This window comes from Asticcacaulis sp., from assembly GCF_051954415.1.
GTDB lineage: Bacteria > Pseudomonadota > Alphaproteobacteria > Caulobacterales > Caulobacteraceae > Asticcacaulis.
Genome location: NZ_JBQCHT010000023.1, coordinates 42,458 through 62,977 on the forward strand (window position 1 = coordinate 42,458; position 20,520 = coordinate 62,977).

The 20,520-nt window shown below is 62.3% G+C and carries 20 protein-coding genes; 4 read left to right on the forward strand and 16 right to left on the reverse strand.

Features of this window, described 5'->3' with window-relative positions; genetic code table 11:
- Positions 1-49 precede the first annotated feature (49 nt).
- From ACTHND_RS08155 to ACTHND_RS08175, 5 genes are all read right to left on the reverse strand, one after another.
- A complete protein-coding gene (locus ACTHND_RS08155; RefSeq protein WP_440177452.1) occupies positions 50-736 on the reverse strand; it encodes a hypothetical protein in 687 nt (228 codons plus the stop codon).
- An 80-nt stretch (positions 737-816) separates the two neighbouring features.
- Complete coding sequence (gene ptsP, locus ACTHND_RS08160) at positions 817-3,066, reverse strand: phosphoenolpyruvate--protein phosphotransferase (protein ID WP_440177487.1); 2,250 nt, start codon at positions 3,064-3,066, stop codon at positions 817-819.
- Positions 3,067-3,396: 330 nt separating this feature from the next.
- Positions 3,397-5,082 (reverse strand): methyl-accepting chemotaxis protein, encoded by a 1,686-nt coding sequence (locus ACTHND_RS08165; RefSeq protein WP_440177453.1) that lies wholly within the window; start codon positions 5,080-5,082, stop codon positions 3,397-3,399.
- A gap of 165 nt (positions 5,083-5,247) precedes the next feature.
- Complete coding sequence (locus ACTHND_RS08170; RefSeq protein ID WP_440177454.1) at positions 5,248-6,936, reverse strand: methyl-accepting chemotaxis protein; 1,689 nt, start codon at positions 6,934-6,936, stop codon at positions 5,248-5,250.
- A gap of 302 nt (positions 6,937-7,238) precedes the next feature.
- Positions 7,239-8,501: an aspartate kinase gene (locus ACTHND_RS08175; RefSeq protein ID WP_440177455.1), complete on the reverse strand. Its 1,263-nt coding sequence runs from the start codon at positions 8,499-8,501 to the stop codon at positions 7,239-7,241.
- 248 nt (positions 8,502-8,749) lie between these two features.
- On the opposite strand from ACTHND_RS08175, the gene ubiG reads away from it, so the two are divergent.
- The 3 genes from ubiG to ACTHND_RS08190 all read left to right on the forward strand — a co-directional run bounded on the left by ubiG (position 8,750) and on the right by ACTHND_RS08190 (position 11,884).
- Positions 8,750-9,532: a bifunctional 2-polyprenyl-6-hydroxyphenol methylase/3-demethylubiquinol 3-O-methyltransferase UbiG gene (gene ubiG / locus ACTHND_RS08180; protein WP_440177456.1), complete on the forward strand. Its 783-nt coding sequence runs from the start codon at positions 8,750-8,752 to the stop codon at positions 9,530-9,532.
- A 215-nt stretch (positions 9,533-9,747) separates the two neighbouring features.
- Positions 9,748-10,608, forward strand: coding sequence for a peptide chain release factor N(5)-glutamine methyltransferase (gene prmC / locus ACTHND_RS08185; RefSeq protein ID WP_440177457.1), 861 nt, complete (start codon positions 9,748-9,750; stop codon positions 10,606-10,608).
- Positions 10,609-10,897: 289 nt separating this feature from the next.
- Positions 10,898-11,884 (forward strand): DUF4167 domain-containing protein, encoded by a 987-nt coding sequence (locus tag ACTHND_RS08190; RefSeq protein ID WP_440177458.1) that lies wholly within the window; start codon positions 10,898-10,900, stop codon positions 11,882-11,884.
- Positions 11,885-12,054: 170 nt separating this feature from the next.
- Here ACTHND_RS08190 and ACTHND_RS08195 read toward each other — a convergent pair whose 3' ends face one another.
- From ACTHND_RS08195 to ACTHND_RS08210, 4 genes are all read right to left on the reverse strand, one after another.
- Entirely contained in the window at positions 12,055-12,537 is a 483-nt protein-coding gene (locus ACTHND_RS08195) for a DUF1178 family protein (protein WP_440177459.1), read from the reverse strand.
- The gene (locus ACTHND_RS08200; protein WP_440177460.1) at positions 12,534-13,361 is read right to left on the reverse strand and encodes a carbon-nitrogen hydrolase family protein; all 828 of its coding nucleotides are present in this window, start codon (positions 13,359-13,361) and stop codon (positions 12,534-12,536) included. Before ACTHND_RS08200 ends, ACTHND_RS08195 begins: the two co-directional genes overlap by 4 nt.
- Before the next feature lie 3 nt (positions 13,362-13,364).
- On the reverse strand, positions 13,365-13,619 hold the full coding sequence (gene grxC, locus ACTHND_RS08205; protein ID WP_303830762.1) for a glutaredoxin 3: 255 nt from the start codon (positions 13,617-13,619) through the stop codon (positions 13,365-13,367).
- A gap of 65 nt (positions 13,620-13,684) precedes the next feature.
- On the reverse strand, positions 13,685-14,500 hold the full coding sequence (locus ACTHND_RS08210; RefSeq protein ID WP_440177461.1) for a ComF family protein: 816 nt from the start codon (positions 14,498-14,500) through the stop codon (positions 13,685-13,687).
- Between the two features lie 15 nt (positions 14,501-14,515).
- Here ACTHND_RS08210 and ACTHND_RS08215 point away from each other — a divergent pair, with 15 nt between their 5' ends.
- Positions 14,516-15,415: a methyltransferase domain-containing protein gene (locus tag ACTHND_RS08215; RefSeq protein WP_440177462.1), complete on the forward strand. Its 900-nt coding sequence runs from the start codon at positions 14,516-14,518 to the stop codon at positions 15,413-15,415.
- Here the strand turns inward: ACTHND_RS08215 and ACTHND_RS08220 are convergent.
- From ACTHND_RS08220 to ACTHND_RS08250, 7 genes are all read right to left on the reverse strand, one after another.
- On the reverse strand, positions 15,412-15,960 hold the full coding sequence (locus ACTHND_RS08220; protein ID WP_440177463.1) for a DUF3828 domain-containing protein: 549 nt from the start codon (positions 15,958-15,960) through the stop codon (positions 15,412-15,414). The genes ACTHND_RS08215 and ACTHND_RS08220 overlap by 4 nt on opposite strands.
- Positions 15,961-16,018: 58 nt before the next feature.
- The gene (locus ACTHND_RS08225) at positions 16,019-16,354 is read right to left on the reverse strand and encodes an excalibur calcium-binding domain-containing protein (protein WP_440177464.1); all 336 of its coding nucleotides are present in this window, start codon (positions 16,352-16,354) and stop codon (positions 16,019-16,021) included.
- A gap of 161 nt (positions 16,355-16,515) precedes the next feature.
- On the reverse strand, positions 16,516-16,914 hold the full coding sequence (gene mutT / locus ACTHND_RS08230) for an 8-oxo-dGTP diphosphatase MutT (protein ID WP_440177465.1): 399 nt from the start codon (positions 16,912-16,914) through the stop codon (positions 16,516-16,518).
- A 1-nt stretch (position 16,915) separates the two neighbouring features.
- The gene (locus tag ACTHND_RS08235; protein ID WP_440177466.1) at positions 16,916-17,344 is read right to left on the reverse strand and encodes a growth inhibitor PemK; all 429 of its coding nucleotides are present in this window, start codon (positions 17,342-17,344) and stop codon (positions 16,916-16,918) included.
- Positions 17,341-17,607, reverse strand: a complete 267-nt coding sequence (locus ACTHND_RS08240; RefSeq protein ID WP_440177467.1) for a type II toxin-antitoxin system Phd/YefM family antitoxin — start codon at positions 17,605-17,607, stop codon at positions 17,341-17,343. Before ACTHND_RS08240 ends, ACTHND_RS08235 begins: the two co-directional genes overlap by 4 nt.
- Positions 17,608-17,657: 50 nt before the next feature.
- The gene (gene argJ, locus ACTHND_RS08245) at positions 17,658-19,112 is read right to left on the reverse strand and encodes a bifunctional glutamate N-acetyltransferase/amino-acid acetyltransferase ArgJ (protein WP_440177468.1); all 1,455 of its coding nucleotides are present in this window, start codon (positions 19,110-19,112) and stop codon (positions 17,658-17,660) included.
- 427 nt (positions 19,113-19,539) lie between these two features.
- On the reverse strand, positions 19,540-20,520 hold the full coding sequence (locus tag ACTHND_RS08250; protein ID WP_440177469.1) for a peptidylprolyl isomerase: 981 nt from the start codon (positions 20,518-20,520) through the stop codon (positions 19,540-19,542).

Consider the following 20,520-nt stretch of genomic DNA (forward strand, 5'->3'; position numbering starts at 1 on the left):
GCTACGCTCGGCTCCCGTCCTCTCCCCATAAAAATGGGGAGAGGGGACATCAGGGCTCTATAGCCGTTTCGCAGTCGCGGTTGCCGTTCATGCGCGTCACCCAGACCGGCTCGACATAACGATCGCCATCGCGGAAGCCGGGCGCACAGCCCTCTGGGGTGCTTCTGCCGCTGCGGTTCTGGCCGGTCATATCGAGCGACAGGCCCACCGATTGCGAGGTGCTGCCGCGACGCCCCCAGCCGCGTCCGTAACCATAATCGTCATAGCCGTAAGGGTCGCCATAATAGCCAAAGCCGCCATTCTTGCCGTAATCGGTCTGGCTGACGGCAATGCCCAGGGTGCCGTTTTCGCCCAGCGGAATAAGCGATGAAACATAGGCGCTGCGGTAACCGCCGGTGCCGACGGTCACGCTCGCCACGCCATGCACCTCGCGCTTGGCGCTACTATCCTGGTTGGTATTATCGGCGGGCCACAGGGCGTCAGCCTGATCGTCGGAGCGGCTGATTTTCGGGGAACGGGCGGTCCAGGCGGCCACCTGTTCCTCGGTGGTCAGGGGGCGCGATGCCTGGGCAGCCTTGGCCTGCAGATCCGCCTTGGCCTTGGTCTGCTCGGCCTCGGTCGGCAGGGGCGCCGGACGCGAGGCAGCGACCACCTCTTCATCGGCGGCAACCGCGTAAGAGGCGACCGATACACCAGCCGCCAGCGCAAGGGCGAAAACAATACGGGACGCAACCATGACCAAACCCTCCAACCGGGCCATATTGTACCCGGTCTGCAACCAAATTATGGCCTTAATGTATCGGGGAGGCAAGCGGCCTACATATCCAGATCGAGCTTGCGCGCCAAGGACAGGATTTCGTTGCGCACGCTGCCGTTGGAACTGGTCATCAGCTTGGTGATCGCCTTGGCGGCGGCCTCGCGGTCGCAGGACAAAATCATGCGCTTGACCTGCCCCAGGCCCGCCGGCGGCATGGACAGGCGCTCGAAGCCCAGCGCGATCAGCACGAAGGCTTCCAGCGGCCGGCCGGCGATTTCCCCGCAGACCGACACCGGCGTACCTGAGTCCTTCGCCGCCTTCTGGATCATCGACAGGGCGGTCAGGAAGGGCGGCGACAGCGGATCGTAGCGGTCCGACATCTTCGGATTGGTGCGGTCGGCCGCAAAGATATACTGCATCAGGTCATTGGTGCCGACCGAGGCGAAATCGACCAGCGGCAGCAGGGCATCGAGGTGGAACAGCAGTGACGGACATTCGATCATCGCTCCCACGCGCAGCAGGGCCGGCAGGACGCGCCCGCGCCGCTTGGCCCAGGCGCATTCGATATCGACCATTTCCCGCGCCTGGCGGAATTCATCGATCGAGGCCACCATGGGGAACATGATGCGCAGTTCGCGGCCGCGCGCCGCCGTGATCAGGGCGCGAAGCTGCATCCGCAGAAGCGCCGGCCGATCCAGCCCCATGCGGATGGCGCGCCAGCCAAGCGCCGGATTTTCCTCACGCTCCATCTCCATATAGGGCAGGATCTTGTCGCCGCCGAGATCGAGCGTGCGGAAGGTGACCGGGCGGTCGCCGGCGCCATCCATGATGCGCTCGTAAAGCTCGGTCTGGCGCTTAAGGCGCGGCAGGTCGTCCGACACCATGAACTGGAACTCGGTGCGGAAAAGCCCGATGCCTTCGGCACCGGTTTCGTTCATGATCTCGATATCGAATTCCAGACCGGCGTTCATCAGCAGGGTAATGCGCTGTCCATCGCGCGTAACCGCCTCGACATCCTTGATCTTGCTGAATTCGGCGCGCTGGGCGGCACGGACCTCGATCCGCATCGTCGCCGCCTCGATGATATCCGGACGCGGTCGCAGGTAGGCTTCGCCGGTTTCGCCGTCGACAATGACCAGGTCGCCCTGGCTGACCTTGTCACGCAAACCTTGCAGGCGGCCGACGCAGGGGATTTGCAGGGCGCGCGCCACGATGGCGGCGTGGTTCGAGGCCGAGCCTTCTTCGAGCAGTATGCCTTTCAGGCGCGAGCGGTCATATTCCAGCAGGTCGGCCGGACCGAGATCGCGCGCCACCAGGATCGAATTATCCGGAATGTCGCGGACGGTGGTGTTCTTGCCGGCAAGGACGCGCAGCAGGCGGTTGGCCAGGTCTTCGAGATCATGCAGCCGCTCGCGCATATAGGCATCGCGGGCATTGTTGAGCTTGGCGCGCTGCTCGTTACGCACGCGATCGACCGCCGCTTCCGCCGTCAGGCCGTTGCGCACCGCCTCGGTCAGGTTGCGCACCCAACTCGTCGAGTGGGCGAACATGCGGTAGGTTTCGAGCACGTCGAAGGTGGGCCCAGCCAGGCCGTGCGTGCCTTCGAACATGGCGTCGATCTGTTCGCGCAGGACCACAATGGCATCATTCAGGCGCGCTTCCTCGGCCACCGAATCGTCGCTCAGCAGATGCTCGGAGGTCACCGGCACCTCGTGCAGGATGACGACGCCCAGGCTGATGCCGTCGGCGAAGATCGAGCCCTTCAGGCGCTCCGGGCGCGAGGGCGCCAGTTCGATATCCTTCAGTTCTTCCAGGCCGACCAGTTCGCCCGCCGTCACGATCTCGGACAAGACCATGGCGATGATCTGGAGATCCTCGACCTCCTCTTCCTCGTAGCGGCGGGCCGCCATGTTCTGCACGACCAGGACGCCAATGGTGCGGCCGCCACGCAGCAGGGGCACGCCGAGGAAGGACTTGTAAGGGTCTTCGCCGGTTTCCGGACGGTAGGAGAAGCTGGGGTGCGAGGTCGCATCCATCAGGTTGAGCGGCACGCCGGCGCGCGCCACTTCACCGACCAGACCTTCCGACAGCCGCATCCGCGTCTTGTGGACGGCGGCGGCGTTCAGGCCCTCGGTGGCGAAGAGTTCCAGTTCTTCGGAGGTGCGGCGCAGATAGATCGAGCAGACCTCGGCCACCATGCTGGAGGCGATGATGCGCACCACCGTATCGAGGCGCGCCTGGGCGGACTGGCCCTCCTCCATCGTCTCGCGGATCTGGCGCAGCAGGCCGCGCTGGCCGCGAACGGCCATGAAGGGTTTCGGAATACCTTCAAACGGACCCAGTTTTACCACCCTAATATCCCTTCCGGCCCTTTGGGCGCCGATACGCGACAGGCTCTTATTCTGAAACCCTTTTCGCGCGCTGTCTAGCGGCAGCACCCGCCGCCGCGCAAGTCACGAAGGGGTTATAATCACATTGATTTAACAGTCTGATACATTTGAGGCACGTACCGAAGCGGCGAGACGCCATGATGCGGCGAAAACCGTTAGCTGACGAGAACCGGAGCGCAGCGTACTTAAGTACGTGAGCACCGGATCGCAGTCAGATGACGCGTTTGCAGCCCATCATGGCGTCTCGCCTTACGCCGCCTGCAACTGCTTGACGAAGTTCTGCACTTCCTTTTGCAGGTCGCCGGCCTGTTCGCTGAGATTGCCCGAAAGGCCCATCAGTTGCGTGCTCGCCGCGCCGGTCATTTCCGCCGCCCGGCCGACGCCGAAGATGTTCTCGGTCACCTGTTGCGTGCCGTCGGATGCCTTGACCGTATTGCCGGCGATTTCGTGCGTGGCGGCGCCCTGCTGCTCCACCGCCGAGGCGATATTGGCCGAGATGTGGCGCATGTCGGTGATGGTGGCGACGATCTTCTCGATCGAGGCGACCGTGCGCTGGGTGGCCTCCTGAATCTGCGACACACGATCACCGATATCCTGGGTGGCGCGCGCCGTCTGGTTGGCCAGGGTCTTGACCTCGGAGGCAACGACCGCGAAGCCCTTGCCGGAGTCGCCGGCGCGCGCGGCTTCGATGGTGGCGTTCAGCGCCAGCAGATTGGTCTGGGCGGCGATATCATTGATCAGGCTGACCACGGCGCCGATACCGGACGCGGCTTCGGAGAGGGCGCGGATTTCATGCTCGGTGCTGCCGATCTCGTCGGCGGCTTCGCTGGCCACCTGTGCGGCCCGCAGAACCTGGCCGTTGATTTCGGAAACCGAGGCCGACATTTCCTCGGTGGCGGCGGCGACTGTCTGGACATTGACGGCGGCTTCTTCGGCCGCGCCCGAAACTACCATGGCCTGACGACTGGTCTCCTCGGCCGTGGCCGAAAGACTCTGCGCCGCATCGGAAACTTCAGAGGAGGAGCGCACAAACGAATCGGCGAGATCGACCATCTTGCCCTGGAAGGTTTCGACCACCTGGCGTTCGCGTTGCAGGCGCGCCAGTTCGGCGGCCTTGGCGGCCTCGGCGGCTTCACGCAGACGCCGGCCTTCTTCCAGCCCCTGGCGGAAGGTTTCCAGAGTGCGGGCCATGCCGCCCAGTTCGTCCTTGCGATCCTGACCGGGCACGGTGATATCAAGCGCGCCCTTGTCCATCTCGCTCATGGTGGCATTCAGCGCCGACAGCGGCCGCACAATACCCATGCGCGTCACCATGATGGCGCCCACCATGACGATCACCAGGCCAAAGCCCAGGCCCGCCCAGGTAATGCCGATGGTATGCTGCGTATCCGCGCCGGCAGCGGCAGACGCGGCGACATTATCCGCAATCGTTTCATCAACCACCTGCGCCATGGTTTTTTCCAGTTGCGATATGGCGGGATCGCAGGTGGTTCGCATCAGGCGCAGCGCATCGGCATCGTCGCCGCTCTCGGCCAGGCGGCGGGTCTCGGCACAGGTTTCGTCGATCGCGGCATTATAGCTGGCCTGGATGCCCTGGATGCGCTTCGCTTCCGATGGCAGGGCCTTCAGCGCCTCGTTGGTTTCCTTGGAGAAGGAACTCTGGGCCAGTTTCAGTTCGCTGGTGGCGTCGGCTATATCCTGGGGATCATTGAAAGAGACCAGCTTGTAGAAGGCCGTCTGGACGCGCTGAATATTCTTGCTGGCGCGCTCCATGTCCACCGCGGCCGTGCCCGGCCCGGAAATCACCCGGCCGTAATCGGCGCTGATAGCGCTCATGCGCGAGGTCGTGAAAAAGACGGCGCCAATGACGACGAGCGACAGAAAACCGAGCAAACTCAGGATCTTGCCCAGCATGGGCATGTTTTTGAACGACACGGACAACCTCAGAAGCGAAGGACGCATACGCTTGGATCTCGAACGGAATGCCCCCGGATTCGTCCGGACCGTCGATCTTCGTGCATGTCAGGTGATGTATTATGTAACGAACTGTAGTTAATGCCGGTTTAACTGCGATCTTATCCTGCCTTATAATACCTTGTCTCAGGCCGTGCGGAGCTGGCTGACGAACGCATTGACCTCGCGTTGCAGATCGTCGGCCTGGGCGGACAGCGTGCCGGAGAGGCCCATAAGCTGGGTGGAGGCCGCGCCGGTCATTTCCGCCGCCCGGCCAACGCCGAAAATGTTCTCGGTCACCTGCAGGGCACCCGTCGAGGCGCGGGCGGTATTGCCGGCGATTTCGTGCGTCGCCGCGCCCTGCTGCCCGACCGCCGAGGCAATGGCGGTGGAGATTGAACGAACATCGCCGATAGTGGCGACGATCCGGCCGATGGACGCGACCGTGCGTTGCGTAGCTTCCTGGATTTGTGCGACCTTGGCGCCGATATCGCCGGTCGCTTTCGCCGTCTGGGTGGCCAGTTGCTTGACCTCGGAAGCCACGACGGCAAACCCCTTGCCGGCCTCGCCGGCACGGGCGGCTTCGATGGTGGCATTGAGCGCCAGCAGGTTGGTCTGTGAGGCGATATCGCTGATCAGGCTGAGCACGGCGCCGATTTCCTGCGCCGCTGCGGACAGTTCGCGGATGTCGGTTTCCGAGCGCGCCGCCTCGTTGGCGGCCTCGACCGTGACGCCGGCGGCGGCGGTCACCTGGCTGTCGATCTCGCGGATCGAGACGGTCATTTCCTCTGTGGCGGCGGCGACCGTCTGGACATTGACCGCGGCTTCCTCGGCCGCGCCGGAGACGACCTGGGCTTGACGGCTGGTTTCCTCGGCCGTGGCGGCCAGGCTTTGCGCCGCTTCCGAGACTTCGCGCGACGAGCGGACGAAGGCATCGGCCAGCACGCCCATTTTCGACTGGAAGCTGTCGGCGATGCGATCACGCTCCGCCTGCATCTTCTCGGCATTGAGCCGCTCGGCATCGGCGGCCTGGGTACGCAGGGTTTCAGTTTCCTGCAAACCCCGGCGGAAGATATCGGAGGCGCGCGCCATGGCGCCAATCTCGTCACGGCGGTCCTGCCCCGGCACCTCAACCGCCAGGTTACCGCCGGTCATGGCCGTCATGGTGCCGGTCAGGCTTTTCAGCGGCCGGACAATGAACATCAGGGTCATCCAGACCGCCAGGGCCAGAACGATTCCCAGTCCGGCGATGACGCCCGTCCATGACAGGCCGATGGTCTGGCGCGTTTCGGCACCGGCGGCCGCCGAGGCCGCGGCATTATCCGCCAGGGTGTCATCGACAACCTTCGACATGGTGCTGGTCAGTTGGCCGATGGCCGGATCGCAGACATCCTGAAGCTGCCTGACCGCACCGGCGTCATTATCGGCATCGGCCAGTTCGCGGGTGGGCGCACAGGCGTCATCAATGGCGGCCACATAGCTGGCCTGCATGTCGGATATGCGTTTCGTCTCCGCCGGCAGGGCTTTCATGGCCTCGCCGGTTTCCTGGGTAAAGGCGGCCTGGGCCTTTTTGAGATCGGCCTCGGCCTTCGCCCGGTCCTGCGAGCTGATGGCGATGGCCAGTTTGTAAAAAGCGGTCCCGGAACGTTCGATCTGCCGGCTGGCGCGTTCCATATCGACCGAGGCGACGCCCGGCCCGGCGATGACGGCGCTGTAATCAGCGCCGATCTTCGCCATCTTGGTTGTGGTGAAAGCGACGGCCGCGATAACGACGACGGCGAGCGACAGCAGCATGGCCAGGGCCTTGCCGAGCATGGGCATATTCTTGAACGACACCGGTAACCTCATGAAATAAGGACGGCATTCGCGCAGATGTCAGAGAAAGCAGGCCCCGGATACGCTTACAGAGACGATCTTCGTGGATGTCCCGGCGGAAGGTATGCCGACACGGTTAACAACACCTTAAGGTTGTAAGGCGTCGTTCAGAGGTGTCGAAAAGCTATATAGAAAAACTGCTGACGTCTAAGCCGACATGATGTGGCGAAAATGGTTGGCTTGCGAGAACCGGAGCGGAGCGTACTTAAGTACGTGAGCACCGGATCGCAGCAAACAGCCATTTGCAGCCCAGCAGGGCGAGCTTAGATTTGGTCCAGGCCGTAGGCGGCGTGTAGAGCCCGCACCGCCAGTTCGGTATAGGCTTCATCGATCAGGACGCTGATCTTGATTTCCGAGGTCGAGATGACCTGGATATTGATGCCCTTCTCGGAAAGCGCGCGGAACATGGTCTCGGCCACGCCGGTGTGAGACCGCATCCCGACGCCGACGATCGAGATTTTCGACACGCCTTCGTCGACCTTGATGTCGTCGAAACCGAGTTCTGCTTTCGCGGCCGTCATGATTTCGGCGGCGCGCTGGGCGTCACGACGGCCGACGGTGAAGAGCTGGTTGGCATATTCGCCCGAGCGCTTTTCCGACTGGACGATCATGTCGACATTGATGTTGGCGGCGGCCAGTCGGCCGAAGACGGCGGCGGAGACGCCGATCTTGTTGGGCAGGCCCAGCAGGGTGATCTTGGCCTCATCACGGCTGTAGGCCACGCCGGAAACGATATGTTTTTCCACGATTTCTTCCTCGTCGCACACCAGGGTGCCTTGATCTAAATTCTCGCCGGGTTCGACGAAGGATGACAGAACGCGCACCGGCATCCGGTAGGCCATGGCCAGTTCGACAGAGCGGGTCTGGAGCACCTTGGCGCCGAGCGAGGCCATCTCCAGCATTTCCTCGAAGGAAATCTTGGGCAGGCGCTTCGCCTTGGCCTCGATGCGCGGGTCGGTGGTATAGACGCCGTCGACATCGGTATAGATATCGCAGCGGATGGCTTTGGCGGCGATGGCCACGGCCACGGCGGAGGTATCCGAACCACCACGGCCAAGGGTCGTAATGCGGTCATCATCCGTCACGCCCTGGAAGCCGGGGACAACGACGATCTGGCCGGAATCGAGCGCATTGATCAGGTTGTCGGCCTCGAAATCGCCGATGCGCGCCTTGCCGTGCAGGTTCGACGTCTTGATCGGCAGTTGCCAGCCCATCATCGAGCGCGCCGGATAGCCGAGATTGCGCAGGGTCATGGCCAGCAGGCCGGCGGTCACCTGTTCGCCGGAGGCCACGACCACGTCGTATTCGTCATCGCTGTTGGCATGGACCTCGGCGGCCTTGCCGGTGGGCTGGCCGGCGCCATCTGTCCAGGCGACCAGTTCATTGGTCTTGCCGGCCATGGCCGAAACCACCACCGCCACCTTGTGACCGGCGTCAACCTCGGCCGCCACCAACCGCGCCGCCCTGCGGATGCGTTCGAGATCGGCCATGGAGGTGCCGCCGAACTTCATCACTAAACGCGTCATTTCGCCACTTTCTTTCTGACGGACAGGCATCTATCCTTGTCCGGACTTGTTGCGCGGCCTAATTAGCGGTTAAGCCCCTGTGCCGCAAGGCCGATTCCGGCGACAAATGATGAGAAATAGGCACGCAAAATGGCGCAAAACCTAAACAGTTTGGATTCTGGTGCGGCCAGTGGTTTTTCCATCGATGAGGGCGAACCGCGCTCAAGCAGCGCAGCGGTAGCGCAACGTAAAATGGACGAGCCCAAGTCATGAACACGACAGTCAACGATTCCGGCTCCGCAGAAGGCTTCAGTATCGATCAGGGCGAAGTCTCGCGTTTTTCGGCGCTTGCCGCCAAGTGGTGGGACGTGAAGGGTGAATTCGCACCGCTGCACAAATTCAACCCGACGCGGGTGAAATTCATCCGCGAGACCTGCCTGGAGCATTTCGCGCTCGATTACCGCAAGCGCGCGCCCTTCGAAGGCCTGCAACTGCTCGATGTCGGCTGCGGCGGCGGGCTCTTGAGCGAACCGATGCGCCGGATGGGCTTCACCGTCACCGGCCTTGATGCCTCCGAAAAGAATATCGGCACGGCCAGTGCCCATGCGGCGCAAGGGGGGCTCGATATCCGCTACCTAAACCAGACGGTCGAGCAACTGGCGGCTTCCGGCGAGGTGCTTTACGATGTGGTCCTGACCATGGAGGTCATCGAGCATGTCAGCGATCCGGAAGCCTTCCTGAAAACCTGCGCCTCGCTGGTCAATCCGGGCGGCCTGCTGTTCGTCGCCACGCTGAACCGCACGGCCAAGGCCTATGGCCTGGCGATCATCGGCGCCGAATATGTGCTGCAATGGGTGCCGAAGGGGACGCACGACTGGCAGAAATTCCTGACGCCGGAGGAGATCCGGAACTTCCTCGACGGCACGCCGCTCCAGCCGGAACCACCGGTCGGCGTCAGTTATCAGCCGATTTCCGGCACCTGGGCCTTGTCGGACGATACCGATGTGAACTACATGATGGTGGCGAAATATCCGGTTACGGCCGCGTTTTAACCTAGCAAGCAAGATACCCCACCACCATTGGCTTCGCCGAACTTCGTTTGCTTCGCAATGGTCCCCCTCCCCAACAAGTTGGGGAGGTATAAGAATGAGAGCCGTTCTTTTTGTACCTCCCCGGCTGTGCCGGGGAGGGAGACCGCACGAAGGAGCGCTTGCGCGACGAGATGTGGTGGTGGGGTTTCTAGCTTTTCAAACACTGAAGATCTTCCATGCCCCTCACACTCGTCAAAGCCTGGACCGGCGCCCAGCAACGCCTCAAGGCCGCCTTTATCGATTCGCCGGCCATCGACGCGCGCCTGCTGCTGGAGGCCGCCACCGGCGCCACCCGCGCCGACATCCTGACCGACCCCTACCGCGAACTGACCGACGATCAGGTCAATACGCTGGAGGAATTCCTGGCGCGGCGCGAAAAGCGCGTGCCGGTGGCGCGGATTCTGGGGCGTAAGGGCTTCTGGAAGCTGTTGCTCAACCTCTCCGAACATGTGCTGATCCCGCGGCCGGAGACCGAGGTGATCGTCGATATGATCCTCAAGCGCAGCCAGCCGGGTGATGCCTTCCAGTTAGCCGATCTCGGCACCGGGTCCGGCGCCATCCTGCTGTCGGTGCTGTCCGAACGCCCGGCCGCCAGGGGACTGGGCACCGATATCAGCGAGGACGCCCTGGCCGTGGCACGCGACAATGCCGCCAATCTCGGCCTGTCGCACCAGACCGCCTTCCTGCGCACCTCATGGGGCTCGGGCCTGCATGACGGCACCTTCGATATCGTGGCGTCGAACCCGCCCTATATCCGGTCCGACGTGATCCCGACCCTGGAGCCGGAGGTCAAGGAGCACGACCCGATTCTCGCGCTCGATGGCGGTGCCAGCGGTCTGGACGCCTATATCGAACTGGCGCCGGAGATTTTCCGCCTGCTCAAACCGGGCGGCATGGCCTATCTCGAAATCGGTTTCGACCAGGCAATGGATGTGGAAAACCTAATGAGATCAGCGGGTTTTGACGACGTTAATACCTATCTTGACCTCTCCAACCTGCCGCGCGTCGTCACCGGCCAAAAGCCGCATCAGGCCTGACATAAAATTCCGCTTGGCAGAAAGCTTCGGAAAGGCTAGACATAATTGTCTTCCTCACATCGCAGCAGGCCCGGCCTAAAACAGACGGTATGAACGCGGCGGAGGACTGTGAGAGCGCGAGGTTTCTTCGGGTCATAAAAACGGCCCCCGCGCCCCTTAAAGCCAGGACAATTGCAAGGTTCAGGACCGCTCGACACGACGATAGCCAACGGTCCGACCTGACATTTATGCACATATTTCGCCGCCCAACGAACAGACCGGGCGGAGCGTAAGAGAGACGAAATTACCGATGAAAGACTTCAGGGGCATGAAACGGCAACGCAGCCGTAACCGCAAACCCGCCGGCAATTCAAACAACCCCAACCGCGCCTACGAGTCGAACGGACCCGAAGGCACCAAGGTGCGCGGCAACGCCCAGACCATCTACGAAAAGTACCAACAGCTCGCCCGCGATGCCAATTCGTCCGGCGACCGGGTTCTGGCTGAAAACCACCTGCAGCACGCCGAACACTATTTCCGCATGATCCGCCAGATGCAGCCGACGCGCCCGGTCTCGGAATTCGTGCAGCGCGATCCCTTCTCCAGCGGCTTCGACGATGACTACGAGGATGTGGAGGTCGAGGCCACCGACTCGGAAAGCGAAGCTCAAGGCGACGAGCAGACCTCGGACGAGCCGCGCTATGAGAGCCGCGAGCGCAACACTGATCGCGGCGATCGCAATAACCGTGATCGTGACAACCGCAATAACCGCGACCGTGACAACCGCAATAATCGCGACAACCGCAACAATGGCGATCGCAACAACGAGCAACGCAGCTTCGAACCGCGTAATAATAATCAGCCGCGTGATTCCGAACCCCAATATGACGAAAACGGCAATCGCCGCGAAACCCGCCGCGAGCGCTATGAGCGCCGTCGCCAGCAGCGTTTTGCCGAGCAGGAAGCCAATCTGAATGCGCCTGTGCCGCTGCCCGTGGCGGAACCGGCCTACACGGCGCCTTCCTATATCGCTTCCACTCAACCGCTGGGCGCCAGGCCCGCTGCGCAACCGGACCTCGGTTTTGAGGCGCCAGCTGCCGAAGCACCGGTGAAGGAAAAGCGCGAACGCCCGGAACGCAAGCCGCGCGCCGAAGCTTCGGATGATGCGTCGCAATTGCCGGCCTTCCTGCATCGGCCAGCCCCGGTGGCCGCTGATGCACCCGCCCCGGAGCCGGAAGCCAAGCCAAAGCGTACCCGCAAAAAGAAGGAAGACGCCAGCGCGTCCGAAGAAGCCTGATAAAAAAGCCTCCGATGCAAATCGGAGGCTTTTTTACTTAGTCTCCCCCTCTTGGAGGGGGAGGTGGCACGTAGTGCCGGAGGGGGTAAATGCCAGAACCTGTTACCTTACCCCCTCTTGAAATTGCTACTCGCAATTTCCAATCTCCCCCTCCAAGAGGGGGAGATCATTTAGTTCAGCTTCTTATCGATCATCGGCGCTGCGGGCGGCAACACAGGCATCTTCGCCTCTCCTTCCGTTGCCGGCGAAAAGACCGGCACGGCGGCCACCGGCACGCCGTCCTCAACCAGCCCCTTGACCTCTTCCGGCGTCGCCTCGCCATAGATCGGCCGTTCCGGCGTCAGACCCTCGTGCATATCGCGCGCCTCGCTGGCAAAATCATTACCGACATAATCATGCGTCGTCTCGACATGACGGCGCAGGCGGTGCAGGGCCTCTGCCACGGCCTGCTGTGCCTCCGCCAGCGATTGCGGCGCTTCCCTGCCCTTGGTGGTGCGCACCATCGGCGCCATGATTGCCTTGCTCACGGCCTTCGAACCGCACATCGGGCATTCGACCAGCCCTTTGGCCACCTGTTCGTCAAAGCCATCGGATGACGAAAACCAGGCATCGAACTCATGCTCGACAATACACTTCAACGCGTAACGGATCATACTCGGAACTCTCTGTCGTGCTGCAAACTCGGCAGGGCCTGGCGCGCACGGGTCACTTCACTAAAATCGATACTGGCTTCCAGGACCGCCGGGCGGTCATGGTCCAGACGGGCGATGACCTCGCCCCAGGGCGAGATCACCATGGAATGGCCATAGGTGGTGCGGCCGTCTTCATGCAGGCCGCCCTGGGCCGGGGCGAGCACAAAACAGCCGGTCTCGATGGCGCGGGCGCGCAGTAAAACTTCCCAGTGCGCCCTGCCGGTCGGCACCGTAAAGGCGGCGCAGACGGCGATCATGTTGGCGCCCTGCCTGGCCAGCGTGCGGTGAAGATGTGGAAAACGCACATCGTAGCAAATGGTCAGGCCCAGACCGCCCCACGGCGTTACGGCGACGGCCGCCGCCTCCCCCGGCCGCATGGTGGCGCTTTCGCGGTAAGACCGGCCATCGGGCGTATCGGCATCGAACAGGTGGATCTTGTCGTAACGGGCGACGATCTCGCCGCGGGCATCGATGAGCAGACTGCGATTGGCGGCCCGGTCATCGACCTCGGATTTGACGATGGCCGAACCGATCAGGATTTCGACACGCAATGACTGCGCCAGTTCGCGCACACCCCGTATAAAGACATCCTCGGCCTCGGTCGTCACCACCTGCGCCTTATGCTCTTTACGCGCCTCCATCAGGTTGGCGCATTCCGGCAGCAGGATAAGCTGCGCGCCATTGGCGGCGGCCTGCAGGATCAGCGGACGCGCATGGTCCAGCGCCGCCGCCGGTGTGGCCGGCGTCCGCGTCTGGATCAGGGCGAGGTTGAGGATGTCGGTCATGCCTTATGCGGCCAGCAGCGGATCGAGACCGCCACGGGCATTCAGCGCCATCAGGTCATCGCAGCCACCGACATGGGTGCCGTTGATGAATATCTGCGGATAGGTGTAGCGGCCGGAGCGCTCATTCATTTCAGCGCGCAGGGCCGGATCGTGCGAGGCGACGATCTCGTTATATTCGGCGCCCTTTTCTTCCAGCAACGCCTTGGCGCGCTCGCAATAGGGGCAATAGGGCTTGGTATAGATATCGATCTTTGACATGGGGCACTCGGCACAAAATGAAACTGAATCGAGAATATAGGAAAACGTGTAAGAATTTAAAGCGGTTAATGTTTTACCGCTCTGGCCAGCACGCAGACATCCACCGAGGCCGCGCCGGCCTTCAGCAGGGTATCGGCGCAGGCCCGCAGCGTGGCACCGGTAGTAAACACATCGTCGATCAGCACGATCCGCTTACCCTGGATGCGCTTCTGATCGCGCGGCGCCACCGCGAACGCCCCGCGGACATTTTCCCAGCGCGCCTGGGCGCCCTTGCCGCGTTGATGGGTCTGGCGCGTGCGTTTTAAAGCATTGCCAAGATAGGTCCGACCGAAGCGCCGCGCCACCGGCCGGGCCAGTTCAGCCGCCTGGTTGAAGCGGCGATGCAACAGCCGCAACGGATGCAGCGGCACCGGCATGACGATATCGGCCTCGGCGATGACATCGGCACCGGCGCGTTCCAGCCAGCGGGTCAGCATGGGAGCGAGATCAAGCCGGTCGCCATTCTTGAAGCCCAGAATCAGACCGCTGACCGCTTCGTCATACACGCAGGCGGCGCGGGCATGGCGGAAGGGAAAAGGCTTGTCAGTACAGTCATTGCAGCACACACCTGCGCCAAGGAACAGCCCGCCCTCGAATGGCCGGGCGCACATATCGCAGCCGTCATGATCGAGAAAGCGGATACGCGACCAACTGGCCGACGCCAGTCCGGCCCCCATCAGGGCTTCGGGTGGCGCGTCTTCCGCGCTGTCAAAGCGGTGCGGCGGAAAAACCGTATCGAGCGCCTGCGCCATTGAGGCGCGCAGATGAGACAGCGTCAGGCGGTCATCGACAAAAGCCTTAACCTCGGACCGGATTTGGCCTAAACGGGAGGCTAGTCGCATATAGAGTCCCCCATCATGTCGCTGCCTCCCCGTTTGTTTGATCGCAACCTGCTCGCCCATCGACTTGATCGCGCGGCCGGCGGTTTTTCGCAAGCGCATTTTCTGCGCGAACGGGCGGTGGAAGACCTGATCGAGACGCTCTCCGCCATCAACCGGCAATTCGATGTGGCGCTCGATATGGCGGCGCGCGACGGCGCCTTTGGCCGCGCGATCATGGGCACGCCGGTGGCCGGCAAGATCGGCCTGCTGATCGAGGGGGACCTGTCGGAAAAGCTGTCAGTGCAGCAATCGGGCACGGCGCGGCTGATGATGGACGAGGAAACCCTGCCCTTTGGCGATGACAGCCTGAACCTGGTGGTCAATGCCCTGGGGCTGCATACGGTCAATGATCTGCCGGGCGTGCTGGTGCAGGTGCGCCGCGCGTTGAAGCCGGACGGCCTCTTTATCGGTTCGCTGTTCGGCGGCGAGACCCTGACCGAGCTGCGCGCCTGCCTGATGGAGGCCGAGCTGGAGGTGCGCGGCGGTTATGGCCCGCGCATTGCGCCCTTTGCCGAAAGCCCGGACCTGATCGACCTGCTGAAACGCACAGGCTTTGCCATGCCCGTGGTCGATTCCGACCGCGTGACCGTGAGCTATGAGCATCCCTTGCGCCTGATGGCTGACCTGCGGCTGATGGGGGAAAGCAATATCCTGCTCAAGCGGCCGCGCAAGGGCCTGAACCGCGCCATTCTGGAAAAGGCGTCCGCGCTTTATTTCGAGCGTCATGCCGATAGTGAAGGGCGGATCACGGCCACCTTCGAGATCATCACCCTCTCTGGCTGGAAGGCCCATGACAGCCAGCAGAAACCCCTGCGTCCCGGCTCCGCGAAGATGCGACTGGCGGACGCTTTGGGCGTAAAGGAAGGTAAGCTTTAACGCGAACTGGCCTCGGCGTTCGATTTGACAAGCCAGTCATGCAGGCTGGGCATGTCTTTTGTGCCAATATCATGGATGCGCCAGTCACCGTCTTCCATCACCAGATCATAGGTGATTGTGCGCGGCTGCCGGGCTGCCGGGCTATAGGTTGCGCCCGTTTCGGTGATGATGACGCTCGCCCTGGCCGTTGTGGCCGTTACCTGCTCAATCTTGATGTTCGCGGACAATGTGCCGAAGTCCTGACAATCACAGATGGGATCGCCATCGAGTGCGCCGACCTCGCCATTCGCCAGGCGTGTATCTTCGGCCATCAGGCCCACCATCTCCCTGTCGAACCATAGCGGCGCCTGGGCACCTGTCGGTGAGAAAGATGTATCCGCAGGCTTGCCGCTGTAATGGGCGTAAAGACGCGTCAGAAAAGCTTCCGGATCAGGTATCGCTTCTTGCGATGAAGCCGCAGTGGACGAAGTCTCAGATGGTATCTTATCGCACGCTGAAAGACTGCACATTACAGCCAATACCATTCCGACAGGAATTGATTTCATACGCCCCTCCTCAGATTTGAAAGGACGTTAACACATTCCGGCTTTTTGGCCATGCCGCTCAGACGGCGCAGGCAACGCCCTTGTGGCGTGGATCGAAATAGGACCAGTAACCGGGTTCGCCGCGATGGGCCGGCGCCAGATGGACCGCACGGGCGATATCGCAGCCACCGCCGGCGGCCAGATGGCGCAGGGTGGTCGGCACATCCCACGGACTGAACTGCGTCAGGCCGAGATAAAGGCACAGGCCGATCAGGACAAAGGTGCTGATCAGTTTCAGGCGATCGGAAATCTCGCTCTGCGCGCTCAGGCGTTTCGAGTTCGCGCCCAGGCGTTGCCGCAGGAATTGGGCGTCGTGTGTTTCAGACTGTCTTCCGTAGCTTGGTCCATGCGTCATTGCCCGGCCCTCCGGATAACCAGGTTACGCCGAAGGCTCTAACAGTGGGTTTTCAAAAACGCTTAACGATTACTTTCAACGCGCTTTTTAATCCGAAAACCGGGCCGCCGGTGCGGTGCGTCACATTTTTCGGAAACGAAGTTCGGCGAAGCCAAAGCGCTTTAGATAAAATCGCGTAGCCAGGCGACCAGCGGATCATCGGCCGGCGGCATGGGATACTGGCTCATGTCATTGGGCCGCACCCATTTCAGCGCGGCGTGTTCCCTGGCTTCGGGCTCGCCTTCCCAGCGGCGGATGAGATAGAGCGGCATCAGCAGGTGGAAGGTCTCATAGGTATGCGAGGCGAAGACAAACGGCGCCAGGCAGGCCTGTTTGACAATGATGCCCAGTTCTTCCTCCAGTTCGCGGATCAGGGCCACTTCCGGAGTCTCGCCGGGCTCGACCTTGCCGCCGGGAAATTCCCACAGACCGGCCAGTTGCTTGCCTTCCGGACGCTGGGCGATCAGCACGCGGCCATCGGAATCCACAAGCGCGGCGGCAACGACGAGGATGGTTTTCATATCAATCACGCTTTACGATACGGGTGCGATGTTGTTGTGCGGCAGATAAGACCGACTGCCGTACCTTTTCAAACAGGTTCGGCGGCAAGAAGCCATAGGCAAAACCATTTGCGCCCCCTTTGACGGGGCGCAGGTCGAAGCCGGGCCAGACGAATTGATTGAGCTCATCCGTGATGATCCAGGACGGCTGGTCATCCAGCCCCAAATGCGCCTTCACCCGTGGCGGAAGTTCGACGGCGGCGTCGGATGCCGGCGGACTCTGTGTAACGGGCGCCAGACTCACCAGGGTGCGGTCATCTGCCTGCTCGACGGCCAATATGATAACGCAGGGCCTGTCCTTTCGTCCTTCCTTCTGACCGGCGCGATCTTCATACCGCCAGACATAGGCATAGGAAATGACCAGGCCCGGCTCAGGCTTCGGCAGGCTCATTCGTCCAGAAGCACATTCAGGTGGTCGTGCCGGTTATCCATCCGGACATTGTGTAGTGCCTGCAAGGTCTCGGCGGGCATTTCATGTGCGGCATAGGCCCTGGGCAACATGGCTTTCAGGCGCTGATAGGCTTCAAAATCTTCGCTGGACAGGAAATAACCGGCTATGCGTTCGTGCGACGTCACCGCCACCGGCTCCCGGTGAACGGCTTCGCGGTAGCGTCCGAAATTCTTGGCAAATTCAGTCGCGGTAACCGTAACCATTGGCAGCCTCCATATTGTGCATTTTGCACAAATTACGGATTTTTGCAAGCCTAGCTTCTGTAATCGCCATTAATGCTGATATAGCCATGCGTCAGGTCGCAGGTATAGACATGCGCCAGCGCGCGGCCGACGCCGACATCGACGCTGATCTCCAGTTCGGCATTTTTCATATAGGCCGACATCGCCGCCTCGTCATAGGTGCGTGACACGGCGCCGTGCTCGGCCGCCACCAGGTCGCCGTAGCGGTTGGCGATGCGGTCGCGGTCCACCGGCTCCTCGGTCTTGCCGACGGCCATGACGATCCGGCCCCAGTTCGCGTCCTCGCCGGCCAGCGCCGTCTTGACCAGCGGGCTTTCGGCGATCGACTTGGCGATTTTCCGCGCCGACGCCGGGCTTGACGCGCCGGTGACATTGACCTTGACGAACTTGGTGGCGCCCTCGCCGTCACGGATCAGTTGCGTGGCCAGCGAGTGCATCACCTTTTCCAGCTTGGCCTTGAAATCGGCCAGGCGCTTGTCGCCGGCGCGGGAAATTTTCGGCGCGCCGGCTGCCCCCGTAGCGAACAGCAGGCAGGTGTCGTTGGTCGAGGTATCGCCATCCACCGTCACCGAATTGAATGTGGTGCGGGTATAAAGCGCCAGCAGGCTTTGCAGCACGCCGGGGCTCAAGGTGGCATCCGTGGCGATAAAGGCCAGCATGGTGGCCATGTCCGGCGCGATCATGCCTGAACCCTTGGCAATGCCGTTGATCCGCACCGTCACGCCCTCGATCACGGCCGTTTCCGAGGCGCCCTTGGGGAAGGTGTCGGTGGTCATGATCGTGCTGGCGGCATCGGCCCAGGCATCCGCGCGCAGGTCTTTTTCCAGATCAAACAGGCGGGCAGCGATCTTGCTGTCATCGAGCACAACGCCGATCACGCCGGTGCTGGCCAGCATGATGTCGCGCTGGCGGCAATCGATGCGGCGGCTGAGGGCGGATGCCGTGCGGCGGGCGGCGTCGGCGCCAGGTTTGCCGGTAAAGGCATTGGCGCAGCCGGCATTGCAGATCAGGGCGCGAACATCGCTGCCCTCATTGGCGTCGAGCTGCTTCTTGCACCAGTCCACAGGCGCGGAGCCGACCGTATGGCGCGTGAAGACGCCGGCGCAGGTGGTGCCTTCGGCGAACTTCATCAGCAGGGTGTCTTTGCGATCGTGCTTATAGAAGCCAGACCGGGCGGTGGAGAGTTGCACGCCGGCCACCGGCGGCATGTCGGGCAAGGGCACGGCCAGGGGCGATACGGCCAGGCCGGGCTTTCCGGGTGCCGCCGCCTTAGGGGCCTCGGCCTCCGGCGTATGCGTCAGGTTGGCGACCGCGTCGGCGCCGGTCTGGACCGCGCGCTTCACCGCGCTGGTAAAGGGATCAAGCGCACGTTCCAGTCCTCCGGCCAAACCCCCAGCCAGGCCCTCAGCGGCGCGCTGGGTAATGCGGCTGGCGGATGGGGTTTTTGCAGGGGGCGTCTTGGTCACTGGCGCGGTTCCTTTGACTTACGGAATACGGTCTTGCCCCTTAACAGAGACACGGTAAGGACGCCATAGGCAATAGGCGCTCCGGCCCGATACACGCACTGTTACGACAGGTTTTGGCAAATGTGATGGAGAGAGGACTTTTTCGCAGGTGCGAAATATGTTATGACAGCGCTGTCAGTAAATATGAGGCGGGCCATCACCCGCGGGAATTAAGTATCATGAAGTCCATTGCCAGCATTTTTGTGAACCTCGTCATCGGTTGGGCCCGCGCGCATCGCCTGCCCATCGTGGACTAAGGGAGCGCCACAACGATGAAAAAGCAGATTGAAGCCTTCCTGATGGGCCTGCTGGCCTTCGGTTTCGCGCCGGGTACGGCGAAGTTCTGATCGCTGCCGGCGATCGCCCTTTTTGAAGGCCGGGTAACGATTTACGTCTTTTGCCCGGCCTTTTTCACAGGCGCGGCGCTGGATGCCGAGGCGCTGTCCGAAGCACTGTCATCCGCCTCCATCGAGGCCGGGGCGGAATCCGGCTCCTGGCTGCCCGACGTCTGGGACGGCTTGACCAGCAGCTCCACCCTTGCCTTCTTGCGCAGTGAATTCAGCATACCCGCAACCTGGTTGTAGATCAGGTAGCGCATGATGATCGGGCGCTCTTCCTCAAGTGTCGGCAACTGCTCGGGCCGGCGATCCTCCACCCGCAGCAGGGCCCAGCCGCCATCGACCTGGACCGGGCCGACCGTATCGCCGGTCTTGGCGGTCGCCAGCACGCCCTTATAGGCTTGCGGCATGATGTCCGTGGTGAAATAGCCCATGTCGCCGCCATTGAAGCGCGTGCCCTGGTCGATCGACTTTTCCATCGCCATGGCTTCGAACAGGGCACCGCCCTGGAGCTGCTTCAGCGCCGTGTCGGCCTCGGCCTTCGTCCGCAGCAGGATCAGGCGCGTCCGGATTTCCTCGGATTGTTTCGACAGCTTGACCTGCTCATCATAATGGTCCTTGACCGCCTTGTCGTCGATATCGCGGTCGATGCTGGTCTCGACCAGCATGTCGCCCAGAATGCGGTCATGCGCGGCGCGCAGGCGGCGCTGGGCGGTAGTCGATTTCTCCAGCCCCTTGGCCATGGCCGCCTTGGCCAGCAGGCGCTGGTCGATCACCTCTTCCAGGGTGCGCGAGAACAGGTCGGAGGTGACATCGAGCGGCTCCCCCGGACCGATCTGCCCCTGGGCAATCGCCTCGGCGCGGACATCGGAGGTCCAGATGGTTTCGCCATCGATCCGCGCCACGGCGACATCGCCGGCTTCCGGCGGCGCTTCATTGCTGACGGTCGTCTTGTTACAGGCAGCGACGCTTAAACTCAGCGCCAGCAGGACAGGTACGTATACGAAGCGCAGGACAGAGCGTTTAACCAT

Bases quoted from the DNA above. Each gene is read 5' to 3' on its own strand.
- ACTHND_RS08175 (WP_440177455.1), bottom strand. From the start codon at position 8,501: ATGACGCGTTTAGTGATGAAGTTCGGCGGCACCTCCATGGCCGATCTC.
- ACTHND_RS08155 (WP_440177452.1), bottom strand. From the start codon at position 736: ATGGTTGCGTCCCGTATTGTTTTCGCCCTTGCGCTGGCGGCTGGTGTA.
- ACTHND_RS08250 (WP_440177469.1), bottom strand. From the start codon at position 20,520: ATGGTTAAACGCTCTGTCCTGCGCTTCGTATACGTACCTGTCCTGCTG.
- ACTHND_RS08220 (WP_440177463.1), bottom strand. From the start codon at position 15,960: ATGAAATCAATTCCTGTCGGAATGGTATTGGCTGTAATGTGCAGTCTT.
- ubiG (WP_440177456.1), top strand. From the start codon at position 8,750: ATGAACACGACAGTCAACGATTCCGGCTCCGCAGAAGGCTTCAGTATC.
- ACTHND_RS08240 (WP_440177467.1), bottom strand. From the start codon at position 17,607: ATGGTTACGGTTACCGCGACTGAATTTGCCAAGAATTTCGGACGCTAC.
- mutT (WP_440177465.1), bottom strand. From the start codon at position 16,914: ATGAAAACCATCCTCGTCGTTGCCGCCGCGCTTGTGGATTCCGATGGC.
- ptsP (WP_440177487.1), bottom strand. From the start codon at position 3,066: ATGGCCGTTCGCGGCCAGCGCGGCCTGCTGCGCCAGATCCGCGAGACG.
- ACTHND_RS08235 (WP_440177466.1), bottom strand. From the start codon at position 17,344: ATGAGCCTGCCGAAGCCTGAGCCGGGCCTGGTCATTTCCTATGCCTAT.
- ACTHND_RS08225 (WP_440177464.1), bottom strand. From the start codon at position 16,354: ATGACGCATGGACCAAGCTACGGAAGACAGTCTGAAACACACGACGCC.
- prmC (WP_440177457.1), top strand. From the start codon at position 9,748: ATGCCCCTCACACTCGTCAAAGCCTGGACCGGCGCCCAGCAACGCCTC.
- ACTHND_RS08200 (WP_440177460.1), bottom strand. From the start codon at position 13,361: ATGACCGACATCCTCAACCTCGCCCTGATCCAGACGCGGACGCCGGCC.
- ACTHND_RS08190 (WP_440177458.1), top strand. From the start codon at position 10,898: ATGAAAGACTTCAGGGGCATGAAACGGCAACGCAGCCGTAACCGCAAA.
- ACTHND_RS08210 (WP_440177461.1), bottom strand. From the start codon at position 14,500: ATGCGACTAGCCTCCCGTTTAGGCCAAATCCGGTCCGAGGTTAAGGCT.
- ACTHND_RS08215 (WP_440177462.1), top strand. From the start codon at position 14,516: ATGTCGCTGCCTCCCCGTTTGTTTGATCGCAACCTGCTCGCCCATCGA.
- ACTHND_RS08195 (WP_440177459.1), bottom strand. From the start codon at position 12,537: ATGATCCGTTACGCGTTGAAGTGTATTGTCGAGCATGAGTTCGATGCC.
- grxC (WP_303830762.1), bottom strand. From the start codon at position 13,619: ATGTCAAAGATCGATATCTATACCAAGCCCTATTGCCCCTATTGCGAG.